Source organism: Lacrimispora sp., assembly GCF_036758025.1.
GTDB lineage: Bacteria > Bacillota > Clostridia > Lachnospirales > Lachnospiraceae > Lacrimispora.
In genome coordinates, this window is the sequence record NZ_DAIOXM010000026.1 from 60,300 (window position 1) to 73,035 (window position 12,736).

10 protein-coding genes are annotated in these 12,736 nt (G+C 47.4%); 2 read left to right on the plus strand and 8 right to left on the minus strand.

The genetic code is table 11. From position 1 onward, the window contains the following. Nucleotides 1-4 precede the first annotated feature (4 nt). The 6 genes from V7M78_RS18365 to V7M78_RS18390 form a co-directional block, all read right to left on the minus strand. On the minus strand, nucleotides 5-685 hold the full coding sequence (locus V7M78_RS18365) for a rhamnogalacturonan acetylesterase (protein ID WP_333651819.1): 681 nt from the start codon (nucleotides 683-685) through the stop codon (nucleotides 5-7). Continuing rightward, nucleotides 639-2,420, minus strand: a complete 1,782-nt coding sequence (locus V7M78_RS18370; RefSeq protein ID WP_333651820.1) for a family 43 glycosylhydrolase — start codon at nucleotides 2,418-2,420, stop codon at nucleotides 639-641. Before V7M78_RS18370 ends, V7M78_RS18365 begins: the two co-directional genes overlap by 47 nt. Next, nucleotides 2,371-3,909, minus strand: a complete 1,539-nt coding sequence (locus V7M78_RS18375; protein ID WP_442914675.1) for a glycoside hydrolase family 43 protein — start codon at nucleotides 3,907-3,909, stop codon at nucleotides 2,371-2,373. The genes V7M78_RS18370 and V7M78_RS18375 overlap by 50 nt, the downstream gene beginning before the upstream one ends. Before the next feature lie 81 nt (nucleotides 3,910-3,990). Next, a complete protein-coding gene (locus V7M78_RS18380; RefSeq protein WP_333651822.1) occupies nucleotides 3,991-4,827 on the minus strand; it encodes a carbohydrate ABC transporter permease in 837 nt (278 codons plus the stop codon). Nucleotides 4,828-4,839: 12 nt separating this feature from the next. Further along, a complete protein-coding gene (locus V7M78_RS18385) occupies nucleotides 4,840-5,799 on the minus strand; it encodes an ABC transporter permease (protein ID WP_333651823.1) in 960 nt (319 codons plus the stop codon). A 29-nt stretch (nucleotides 5,800-5,828) separates the two neighbouring features. Further along, entirely contained in the window at nucleotides 5,829-7,403 is a 1,575-nt protein-coding gene (locus tag V7M78_RS18390) for an extracellular solute-binding protein (RefSeq protein WP_333651824.1), read from the minus strand. A 514-nt stretch (nucleotides 7,404-7,917) separates the two neighbouring features. On the opposite strand from V7M78_RS18390, the gene V7M78_RS18395 reads away from it, so the two are divergent. Then, entirely contained in the window at nucleotides 7,918-10,152 is a 2,235-nt protein-coding gene (locus tag V7M78_RS18395; RefSeq protein WP_333651825.1) for an AraC family transcriptional regulator, read from the plus strand. Continuing rightward, on the plus strand, nucleotides 10,142-11,518 hold the full coding sequence (locus tag V7M78_RS18400) for a serine hydrolase domain-containing protein (RefSeq protein WP_333651826.1): 1,377 nt from the start codon (nucleotides 10,142-10,144) through the stop codon (nucleotides 11,516-11,518). Before V7M78_RS18395 ends, V7M78_RS18400 begins: the two co-directional genes overlap by 11 nt. Here the strand turns inward: V7M78_RS18400 and V7M78_RS18405 are convergent. Both V7M78_RS18405 and rnhA read right to left on the minus strand, forming a co-directional pair. Next, nucleotides 11,464-12,267 (minus strand): lysozyme inhibitor LprI family protein, encoded by an 804-nt coding sequence (locus V7M78_RS18405; RefSeq protein WP_333651827.1) that lies wholly within the window; start codon nucleotides 12,265-12,267, stop codon nucleotides 11,464-11,466. The genes V7M78_RS18400 and V7M78_RS18405 overlap by 55 nt on opposite strands. A gap of 104 nt (nucleotides 12,268-12,371) precedes the next feature. Further along, a partial coding sequence (gene rnhA / locus V7M78_RS18410) for a ribonuclease HI (protein ID WP_333651828.1) occupies nucleotides 12,372-12,736 on the minus strand: 365 nt, incomplete at its 5' end.

Consider the following 12,736-nt stretch of genomic DNA (forward strand, 5'->3'; position numbering starts at 1 on the left):
GCTCCTAAGAAACATCAAGTCCTGCATATTCTGTCTGCTCCGCCCGGATGTCCAAAAGCTCCCGATAAGGAGAACCGAGCTTTTCCAGCTCCCGGCAGAGAAAACCTGCCATAAGGACCGCTCCCTCCGGTTTTAAATGAGTGTCGTCCTTTGGCCACATAAAATATGCCTTGGAAGCCACATCACCCAATGCCTCCAGACAGCGTTCCGTCAAGGAGGTTAAGTCGATCACCGGCACTCCTGCCGCTGCTCCCGTCTGCCTCATGGCTTCCGGATAAGCACCGTGGCTTCCCGGCAGAAACACACCGTTTTCATTAAAAAGTCTTCTGGCAATAGGGGTAATGAGGACCGGCCAGGCCCCTTTTTCCCTTGCGGCAGAGATAAATTTCATCAGATTTTCCCTGTAGGTGGTGTCCGGGTCGGTATGCCTTTTGGGGTCCTCCTTTGCATCGTTGTGGCCGAACTGGATAAAGAGGAAATCCCCTTCTCCGATCTCCTTTTCTATGAGAGCCAGACGGCCTTCTTCCAAAAAGGATTTTGTGCTGCGCCCATTCTGGGCAAAGCTTTTCATTTCCACTGAATCATCTAAATACAGAAGCATTGCCTGGGAAATCCCCGTCTGGGGATAGGTGGATATCTTATTGAACGTTACCGTGCTGTCTCCAGCGTAAAAGATTTTTGCCATTTACATACACTCCATACATGGCTCCTGTAAAGCGCTTGCCCTTTGAAAGGCCTTCGGAACAAATGGAAGTCACATCCGTCCATTGCCACAGAAGCATATTATTGAAAAAGAAGGTTCTCACAAGTCCGTCCGTCTCCACCCGGAAGGTTACCGGTCCATGAAAGCGGAAGGGGCTTGTTTCTGTCCTCACATAGGTGTCGTCCACATATTCGGATACAAAGACAAAGGCCTCTGTCACTCCGAACTTTATGTAGGTATTTTCATCATAATAAAGGGTCACCCCTGCATCAGAGGTGAATTCCTCTTTTCCCTCATCAGGAAAACTCATTTCAAATTCCATGGAAAATTGGAAATCCGGCTGACACTTCACCAAAAGGCTTCTGCATTCCCTCTGATTTAAGTCCTGGCCGTCCCCCTTGATCCACAAGGTCCCATCCCGGTCTTCTCCTACCAGCTCCGGGTCCTTTGTTCTCGGTGACAGCCAGGCTTCGGAATCCGGAATTTCGCACTCTCTCCTCTCCATATCGGGAAAGGGCAAAGCTGCCATATAGGAGGGACCTTTTCCTTTGTTTATGACGGGCCAGCCGTCGGCTGTCCAGGTGACCTCATCAAGACAGGTCTCACGGCCCAGCATCCCCCACTGGTGATCAATGAAGCGGGAACACAAGTACGCCATGAACCATCTTCCGTCCGGGGTCTGAACCGGCTTTCCGTGGCCGCAGCACTGGATGACGCCCATCTCGTCTTTTTGATGCATAATGGGATTATAGGGACAGTTCTCGTAAGGCCCCAGCAGGCTTTTTGATCTGGCCACAGAAATCATGTGTCCCTTTCCCGTACCGCCCTCTGCCAGAAAACAGTAATACCAGCCATCCTTTTTTAAAATATGGGGCCCCTCCGGAGCGTGGCCGGAATGACCGTACCATATGAGAGAGGGCTTTGAAAGGATTTTCTTTCCATCCTCCGATATCTCCATGATCCTGGCTCCCCGGTTTATGAGCATATACCGTTTTCCGTCGTCGTCCGTAAAGATGGATGGGTCGATTCCCAGGACATTGTGGATGACAGGTGTATCGTAAGGGCCTTCCGGCTTTGAGGCGCTGGTGACCATCTGAGTCTGGATGTAAGGTGCATCATCGTTGTTCCTTAAGGTTGCGCATATATAGAACCTTCCCCGATCATAGCTGATGTCCGGAGCCCAGAAACCCCTTCCTCCTTCCAGTCCTCCTAAAAATTCCTCAGCCCATGTTCTGTCCGTCACCCCGTACCCGATGACGTTCCAGTGAACCAAATCCTTAGAGTGGGATATTGGAATAGAAGGGAAATAGAGAAAGCTGGAATTGACCATGTAGTAATCGTCTCCCACCCGCAGGATGCTGGGGTCGGGATGCATACCCCGGCACACCGGATTCCTGTAGCAATGTTTTCTGGAAAAACCGCAGACCGACTGGAAGTATTCTTCAAGAGGCGCATTTCCTTTTGCCAGGTCCCAGGGCGTCACCATGGCCTGATTGGCCCATGCCGGGTCCATACCGCATGTTTCCACCAGAAAGGCCACAAGGTCTAAATTCTTTCCCTTTACTGCATAGTGAAGCAGGCTGTTTCCGTCCCGGTCACAGTCTTCAATATTGAACGAGTGGTCAATCAGGCGGAGAACCGCCTCCTTATCCCCTCTTTGGGCCGCATCAAAGGTCCTCTTCGCAGCCGCTTCTGTTTTCGATGTGTATAAATTCATACTCTCCGTACCCTTCTGAAATAAAGTTGCTTTTATTGGCACTCCAGAGACAGAGCTTTGCCCCGGTCCAGGTAGCCCTGGCAAGGGGATTTGCTTCTCCTATGGAGGTATAGCGGATTCCGTCCGGGGACCAGGCGAACCGGTAGGTCTTATTCTTAAATATTTCCAGCCTGAAATAAACCGTGTCACCTTCATAGGGAACAAAAGCAAAGGGCTGTTCCTCTGCCTCTCCCTCAAATTCCTTCTCCGTCACGGTTCCTGAAAACAGTACAAGCTCGTTTCCGGCCTCTGTTTTCACAAGGCCCAAATAGGCGTAAAAATGGCCGATCATTCCGATGGCCGCCATATCCCCCGCCTTGTCTCCCTGAAGCCTCACCTTTGTCACAGCGGAAAAAGCCTGATGCTGGGGAATCTGGGTCATCGCGTTAGGCGCATACCATAAAAGGTTTTCCCTGGCAGGATTGGCAAGGCAGAAAAGACGGATGCCAGGATGGCCGCTTAAGGAATAGAATGAGGCTCTGGGATTGGCCTGCCATTGCCACTGAAGCCCTAAAGAGCTTCCGGAGAAATCATCAGACTGGGCAATCCGGTATTGCGGCTGCCCTTCCACCGGAAGGCTCCACTCCCTTACCGGCTCTCCTATGCCGTCTCCATTTTGTTCACTTCCGATAAAGGGCCAGCCTGCGTGAAAGCACATGGGCTGTAAATGGACAATTCTTCCCAGCTCAATCACATCCTGGAAATGGATAAACCAGTGTCTGCCGTCAGGTCCCGTAACCCAGCCCCCCTGATGTGGCCCGTTAATATCCGTATTTCCCTGGTGCATGACAATTTTATATTCATACGGCCCTGTTACAGATTCAGACCTTAAAGCGGACTGCCAGCCGGGATATACTCCGCCGGAGGGCATGAGGATATAATAAAAGCCCTGATGCTTGTAGAGCTTGGGCCCTTCTGTCGTGGGCCCCAGTTGTTCCCCGTCAAAGAGGGTGACAGGCTCCCCCATAAGCTTTCTGCAGTCCGGGTCAATCTCTACCATATCCAGCCTGTGTTTGATCCCGCTGCGGCTTCTGGCATAAGCAAATACCATATAGGCCTTCCCATCGTCATCCCAGAAAGGGCAGGGGTCAATCCAGCCCTTCGCTTCGTGAAGGCAATTTAAGGTGAATTCCCCATAAGGATCGGCGGACCGGGCCACAAAAATCCCCTCATCCACAAGGGGGACGAAAACGTAGAACATCCCGTTACGGTAACGGATAGCCGGGGCCCAGGTTCCGGAGCCGTGAGAGGGATTGTTATATTTCTCAAAGGGTAGAGAAGGGACGCAGTGATTGATGATCTCCCAGTGCACTAAATCCCTGGAATGGAGAAGGGGGATGCCGGGAAGATAAGCAAAGGAAGAGGACACCATATAGTAGTCGTCTCCCACCCGGACCACATCCGGGTCAGAATAATCCGCATACAGAATCGGGTTTTGATACATAATCATGATCTCCTTAGTCGTTTTTTATCAGGATAATTATAAATAGAAAAAGGAGCAGACATCTGCCCCTTTCCACGCTGAAAGCTATTATTCCTTCACGGCTCCGATGTTTACGCCCTGAATAAAATATTTCTGGCAGAACGGATAAATGATCATAAAGGGAAGGATTGCAATAATAACCGATGCATTTTTCACCGTATTCTCTGTTGCGCCTCCGATTGCGGTAGGCAGGTCGCTTCCCATAACAAGAGCTCTCAGCTTCATCTGGAAGTTATAGAGATTATCATTGGTGATGTAAAGCTTATAATTCGTATAATCGTTCCAGTAACCGACTGCGTACATCAGGCCGATGGCAGTAAGGGCTGCTTTGGAAAGCGGCAGAACGATCTGGAAGAAGGTTCTCATGGGAGAACAGCCGTCAATCTCTGCAGATTCAAACAGGCTTACCGGAATCCCCTCAAAGAAGTTTCTCATGAGTACCATGTTGTAAACGTTAATGGCCGGAAGCAGAATCACCACCCAAAGAGTATTGGTTAAGTGAAGGGACTTCATAACCAGATAGGTGGGGATCATACCGCCGTTAAAAATCATGGTGAGCAGCAAAAGCCCTGCAAAAAGGTTTCTTCCCGGCATTTTCCACTGGATCAGCACATAGGCGCCCAAGGTGGAAATAGCAAGACCTGTAAAGGTTCCTACCACAGTCGTAAGACAGGATACCAGAAATGGCCTGTAAAGCGTCGGATTTGTAAAAACGGAAATGTATCCGGCCAGACCGAATTGTTCCGGAAACAGCTTCATACCGTAAGCTGTCTTCAAATCCAGAGAGTCAATAAGGACTTTGTAGATGGGGATTATCATAATAAGGCTTATGAGCACAAATACAACCACCAGCACATAGTCAAATGCGGTTCTTTTCTTTGTCATGTTCTTTTCCCCCTATACAATTCCTTTTCCGCGAACCTTGAAACTTGCCCTGTTGCATACCAGCACAAGGAAGCACCCTACCAGCGAGGAAATAAGGCCTACTGCCGTGGTATAGCCGTAGTCAGGAAGAGCTCCGGAATTAAATGTCTGCGTGTATATGTAAGTCTGCAATACATCTGCCTGCCGCACCACCGCATCATTTTGCAGTACAAATACGGATTCAAACAGATTCATAACCTTTGCCAGGTTTAAAATCAGCACTGTAATAATCGTGTTGCTTAAAGAGGGCATGGTAATGTATCTAAGACAGTTCCAGCGTCCGGCTCCATCCATGGAGGCCGCCTCATAAAGCTCTGGATTGATGCCGGAAAGGGTTGCCATAAAGATGATGGTGCCCCATCCGGTGTCCTTCCAGACGTTGATCACGTAATACATGGGCCGCCACCAGTTCTGGTTTCCCAGAAAATAAATTCCTTCTTTTGTAAATCCCAGATTAATCAGCACAGAATTGACCAACCCCGCATTGGTGGGAGAAAGAATCAGGGTAAATACAGAAGCCGTAACCACCCATGACATAAAATGGGGAAGATACACGATGGTTTGGGAAACCTTTTTAAAGTTCACGGACCGCAGTTCATTAAGCATGAGGGAAAGAACAACTGCCATAAAAGTATTCAACAGAAGTTTGAACACGCTTAAGCTTATGGTATTGCCGAAAGCACTCCAGAAGCCAGGCATATTCACCAGCTTCCGGAAATTGGCCAGACCTACGAACACCGGGTCCTTAATTCCCTTATAGGAAAAGAATGCATACCGGATTCCAATCATGGGCAGGTAATGGAATATTACCGCAAAAATGATAACCGGAAGAAACATGAGATAAAATCCCCTGTAATAGTAAAGGGAAACCAGCAGAGGGCGCTTATTTTCGCCTGCAGCTTTTGCTGCAGGCGCTTTCTTTTTATTTATCATAGGCCAACCTTTCTAAAGCGATTCTAAAACTATTTTGCTTCCTGTGCATTGAGGGAGTCAACGATCATCTGTGACCATTTCACACCGCCGTCGCTTTCAAAGCGCTTGTAAGCTTCATCCACGGAAAGACCCTGGACAACGACATCCGCAATGATAGAGTTTTTAAGGGTGGTGAGATCTCCGTTATAGGTTGCCATCTCTTCTGTAGAAGGAACGACCTGAGCCTGACGGCAGCTCTCGTTAAACAATTCCTGAGCAGCCATGGCTTCCGGAGCAATCGTATCTTTTCCAGGGTTGTTATCCCAGCCGACTACAGCAAGCATGGAATCTAAGTGCTGCTTCGTATACTGTGTTCCCGGCCTCTCCAGACTTTCTTTTGTATGGAACTGGCCTTCTGTATAATCGTTCTCCAGAATAGTCTCCGCCTTTGTTGACCAGTGCACGTCTTCTACGCCGTAGCTCCAGAGGGTCTGCATATCTCCGCCATCTAACATGGACTCAATGAGATATTTATATACGCCCTCAGGATTTTCACAGGAGGCGGTAATAGCCCATACGGGAGGCGTTCTCTCCAGATATGTTCCAACTTCTGCAATAGGCTTTAAGGCAATGAGCTCGCTGTCTCTTCCGTTGGATTCCAGGTTGTTCTTTAAGTTGGAAGCCCAGGTTCCTGCCCAGTAGGTGAATACGCCGAATTTGTCCTCATAGAACTTATTGCGGCAATCATTTGTTGTGTTTGTCAGAGTTTCCTTGTCAATATATCCTGCCGCATAAGCGTCCTGCAGTCTCTTTAAAGCCTCTTTGAAATTGTCTTTTGTAAATCCGTCGGACCATACGCCGTCGTCTCCCTTTATAAAGGAAGAATAGGAATCCTGATAAAATTCAGGCAGATAGTTTATAAAAGGAGACTCTTCTCCGATAATTCCGGCTGCGGAAACACCGTAGGTATCCCCGTTAACGCCGTTTCCATCCGGGTCGCCCTCTTTAAATGCCTTCAGCATATTTAAATACTCATCGTAAGTTGTGGGAGCCTCTAAGCCTACGTTATCCAGCCATTTCTTCTTTACATAAGTAACGCAGCCGTTTCCTCTGGTAACAGGGAAACCATAGAGCTTTCCGTCAATCTTCATATTCTCTACCACATCTTCGCCGGTTACGCGTCCGGAAGCCTTTAACTCGGAATCATTCCAAGCCTCGGTCATATCCCACAAAGCGCCTTCCCCTGCGTAGCCTGCATAATAAGTAGAACCAAGGATAATGGCATCGGGCCAGTTGTCTGTACCTGAGGCAAAGGTCTGACCAACCACATCATAATATGCTTTGTGATCAGGCTGGATGATCTCCAGTTCAATTCCTGTAAGCTCTTCCCATTTCTTTTCAAACGCATCTCTGTTGTTCTGCTGCGTTGTCACCGTTCCGTCTACCATAATAGTAATCTTTTCCGGTTTTTTGATTTCCTCCGCTGCTGCTGTCGTCTCTCCTGCCTCCGTAGAAGCTGCGCCGCCGGAGGGCGCTTCTGTTTTCTTGGAGGAACACCCGCTTAACACAACAGACATTGCCATTGTGACAGCCATTCCTGATGCAACCAATTTTTTGAGTCTCATTTTCTACCTCCCAATTATTTTTCAGTACGGTTTGGACCGCAGACTCATCATAGCAGTGAAAACGTATAATTTCAACGCACCGTTTTATCTTTTGTTGTACACTTTTTTCTATGGGCCGTTTTTTTTTATATTTATTATGCAAATGTTCCTGGAACCTTGCAGCAAAAAAGGGCTTTTGATGAAATATCCACAGGATAAAGCCCAGGGCTCCACCGCACCCTTTTTACTGCGAGGGTACATAACTTCAGAATTGTTCTTACACTGCATTATTTATGACAAAAATACCTCTTCATCCGCTTTTTCAATCACCGCTCATTGGGGTTTTGCAATGATTACGGTTCCCTCATTCCGAATATGGAACATCCGGCAAATGAAATAATTGCATAATAAAAGAGTATTTTTCAGCGCACACTTTTTATTATCATGGAGCATAATTTCCTCTCAGCCTTCCATTTCTTGATTTTAATAATAATTTATACTATAATTTTTACATGTAGAAAAAGGAATGGTAAATATGAAAAAACAAAATAACGATATTTCGCTGAAACACCAGCTGATGCTGTCCTACATCATGATCCTGGCAATTATTCTTATCATTGGGGCCGCTCTTTATTACATCTCTTACCGCCAGGTAAAAAGCGGTATCAATCAGCAGAACCGCCTCGCCCTCTCTTCTTCGGTCACTCAACTGGATTCCACCATGAGACTGATGAATGCAGCAGCAGGACAGACCTCTTCCAACATTGTATTTAATGATCTGACCCAGCTTACAGGAGAAGAAGGACCGGCCTTTTATTATCAGGCATATAAGAGCCAGTTGAGCTTAAAGTCCATTCTGCCGGTTGAAGTGCTGCTTCCCATCATCAATTCCTTTGTTTATTTAAAAAAATCAGAACATGTGATTTCTTCCACACAGTTTTCGGATTACGGCTTTTATACAAGGCATAATTCCACTTATCAGATTAATCCGGAGCAGTTTATGCAAGCCCTTCAAAACAGCGACTATTGGAACAAGTTCATTCCTTTTAACCGCCGCGGCGGACTTGTCAGGCGCTTTCTTTACGTACAGCCCCTCTCCGCCTCGGTTCTTAAAATGAACGCAGGTGCTGTTCTGGGATACGAATTCGACCACGATCTTTTGAGCAGATATTTTGCGGATATGAACCTGTATGGAGATGGATATCTGGTTGCCTACGACCAGAACGGCGCTCAGACGTTTTTTCTGTCCAATTCAGAAGAAGTCAACATCTTTCAGGGCTTCGATAAACTGGATTACAAAAACCAGACTGCCAGCTTCATCTCTCCGGAAAACCATCAGGAAATGCTGGTGACCTCTCTTTCCTCAAGCTATAATAACTGGACATACTACCTGGTCCAGCCTGAGGATAAGGCCTACTATTCCATTGTTTCCTATCAACGCTTTTTTACTGCGATCACCATTGCTGCCCTTCTCCTGGGCGGGAGTATTGCCGCCGCCTTTTCAGTGAGGGGAGGCCGCCGCCTGACTCAACTGTCAAATGAACTGATTGCAAAGGAATCCACTGCGACATATTTAAATCTCCTGGTGGAAAAACAAAAACCTATGGTCATTGAATCGTATATGAGAAAGATCATGGAAGGGAGCAGCACCACCAACGATGAGATAGAATACATCGTAAAAGAGCTTTCCCTGGACCGTCCGGATACAAAATACCACGTGCTTTACACGGAGGTGTCGCCTTCAGACGATTCCGTCATCAGCCCCAAGGATCTGGAATTGTGCCTGCAAAACTATGACATGCTGGTGAGAGAAGCCCTGCGCCGCCATTTCCCTGACACCGGTTATATTTACAAGCCTTCCGACCAGGCATTTGCCGTATTGATTGCCTCCGAAGAAGGGGTTTCCCATGAAGAAGTCACAAATCAGAGCCAGGAAACCTTTACGGCCCTTCACAACGAGCTCCTGAAGAAGTACGGAATCTGGATCAGGGGCGGCTTAGGCGGCAGAAACAAAGTCGTTTCCTACACCTGGAAATCATATCAGCAGGCCAAGGAAGCTAAATCCGTTACCACTCTGGACAACTATATTTTAAGCAGTGATTTCGCTTCTGCCAGCGATATCTACTACTATCCGGAAAGCCTTTCTGTCCAGCTCAGCGGCTTTATTTCCATCGGGAACAAGGAACAGGTAAGCGAACTATTTAAGCTCATTAAGAATGAAAACATGGGAAAGAGAAGCCTCTCTTATGCTCAGCGGCAATGGCTGGTCTCCGATGTACGGGCCACTGTTTTTAAGAAGAGGCACAGCATCAGCGCAGAAGGCCTGAATCCGGAAAAACGAAAGCTTCTGGATATCATCGACAAACAGTTTGAAGGGGAAATGAGTCTGGAGAGTCTGACATCTATCTCTCTCCGCTTATGCGAGGTCTGCGGCTCCGAAGGAAATGAACTGATTCTTAAAATCCAGGAGTATATAAACAGCAATTACAGTGACCCGGACCTGGGACTGACAAAGATTTCGGATGAATTCGGAATTTCAGAGAATTATTTCAGTTACCTGTTCAAGAAAGAGATGAAGGAAAATTTCTCCAATTATCTGGAACGGCTTCGCATGGCAAAAGCCAGGGAACTGATCCGGGAATCCGACACAAGCCTGTCCGCCCTGTACCAATATGTAGGATATAACAACGCATCTTCTTTCCGGCGCGTGTTTAAAAAGAATTTTGGCGTATCGCCAAAGGAAATGAGGGATAAAGTCAATGCAAAATAACAGATGTGAGGCGGATTCAGACATCTCAGCCCTTATGGAGGGGCTTTGGCTCTCACTTAAGAAAAGTGAATTTCCTGTCCATAGCTTTCTTGCAGAAAGAGGCGGAGAACTGTTAAAGGAAACGTATCAGGCTCCCTACGGGAAAAATGATCTCCACCGCATGTTTTCTATTACAAAAAGCTTTTGCTCCCTTGCCATAGGCTTTCTTTTGGAAGAAGGGCGCCTTTCTCTGGATGACAGGATTACCGATTATTTTCCCGAATACTGTACAGGCACAACGGTTCATCCCTGGTTGAGGGAAATGACCATAAGACATATGCTTTCCATGGAAACATGCCATTCTTCCACTACCTATAAGCTGGATGGCAAAAAAAACTGGGTAGAGAGCTTTTTTACCACACCTCCCACTCACCGAAGCGGTCAGATTTTTCTTTATGATACCTCTTCCAGCCATACTCTGGCAGCTCTTGTTAAAAAACTTACCGGAAAAGGGATTCTGGATTATCTCCGGGGAACATGTCTCAATCAGACAGACTTTTCCAAGGAGTCTTATATCATCCTGGACCCTTTTGGATCGGAAATGGGAGGCTCCGGCCTTATGGCCCGCTCCATGGACCTTCTAAAGCTGGGGCGGTATTGTATGGATACGATTCAGAAGGGAAAAGGGAAATTTGCAGATTATCTAAGGGAAGCGGTTTCGTTCCAGGTTCCCACCATCCATTCCGGCCAGACCCTTGACGAACAGCAGGGGTACGGATATCAGTTCTGGCGCATACGAAAAGGCTTTAGCATGTACGGCATGGGCGGACAGTATGTTCTCTTTTATCCGGAAGAAGATTTGATTTTCGTGATTACTGCTGATACTCAGAATATAAAGGGAGGAAATCAGAAGATATTGGACCTTGTTTATGAGACGGTGGAAAAGATAAGTCACGGATGTGCTGAAACAGAAGGGATTCCGGTTAAAAGAAGTCCTGATACCTGGGAGGCTTCCTACCGGATTTATCAAAATCCGGCAGGCTTTTCCCGGCTTTCCCTCTCTTTTGGACATTCAGAGGGAAAGCTGGTTCTCTCCGGAAAGGATGGGGATTTTCAATTCCCCTTTTCTTTTGAAGAAGCCCGGATCAGCGTGCTGTCCAAGTATGAGCAGAGAATTGCTGTTCAGGGCATATGGGCCTATGACATGACCTTATATCTGCCGGTCCAGGTCGTTGGGGAATGGGTTGGCTCCATTCACCTGATTCTCCGCCTGTCAGAGGAGAATGTCACTGTCTGGATGAAAAAGGTGGAAGAAACGTATTTCCAGGAGTTTCAGGGATTTTTGGAAGGAGAAAGGACAGCCCCATATTCAGCCAGGAGATCATAAGCCCTGGCTCTTGTGGATTCTGCCAAAGAAGCGGTATACTCCACTTCCTCCAGAGTTCCGCCGCTGTATTTGTCCGCAGCCTCCTGTGCCTTTGCATCCCTTGCCTTATTCCATTCCTGCTGGGAAGTCTCCATCTGCACCCGATCTTCCTCACTGAGCATTTCTGAAACCGCATCATAAATAATATCCTGTTCCCTGATCCACAGCTTCAGTTCTTTATCTGCCAGAGCTTTCATGGAATAGGTGTTTGAATCCCCTGACTCCTTCCACATCCTTTTGACCTGGATATCCAGCTCTGATAAGCGCTTCTCATAATATTTTGCTCCCTCCAAAGAGGCAGACTCAGCAGAATGCCTGGCTTTTACCTCCGGGCTTATGGGAGAGATAACAGCCTCTGTCTCGGCCTGGGGTGCAGGGGATTCAAAACTCCTGACTGAAAAGCTCATCTCTCCTGACTCCGGAGAACTGCCTGCCTCTTCCGTGGAAGGCCTTTCTTTTCCTGCTATGACCTGATCTTCGGAAACTTCCTGGGGGGCATCAGCCTGTTCCAGTGAAAACAGCTCCGGCTGGCCGCCATAACTGCCGGACTCCTCTGCTTCCTGGGACAGGACAGCCGGCTGCCCTGCCCCTTTACCGGAATCCGGAAGGTTTTCTTTACTTTTTACAAAATTATTCGTAGCTAAGGTTATCAAGATTCCGATAACCAGAATGCTTCCGATTACAATCCAAATTCCTCTATTTTTATTCATGTATGATCACCTGACTTGACTTGATGAAATTACCATATCACAAATAAAAAAGAAAGAAAATAGGAATTCACATTTAGTAAGACATTGTAAGAGATATGTAAGTTTTATATCCCTTCGTCAATCTGCAAATCGTCCCCGTCAGCCGCTGTGGTAGCCAGCTTATCGCACCGTTCATTCTGGGGATGGCCTGCATGTCCCTTTACCCAGTGAAAGGTCACCTGATGAGGTTCCTTTGCCTTTAAAAGCCGTTCCCACAAGTCCACATTTTTTACAGGACCGCTCTTTCCCCGCTTCCAGTTGTTTTTCACCCAGTTGTCGATCCAGTGCTGGTTAAAGGCATCTGTCACATACTTGGAATCAGAGTAAAGCTCCACCTGGCAGGGCCTGGTAAGGGCTTCCAGGCCGGCGATGGCTGCCATCAGCTCCATCCGGTTATTGGTGGTTTTTTTGTAGCCTGCTGACATGGTCT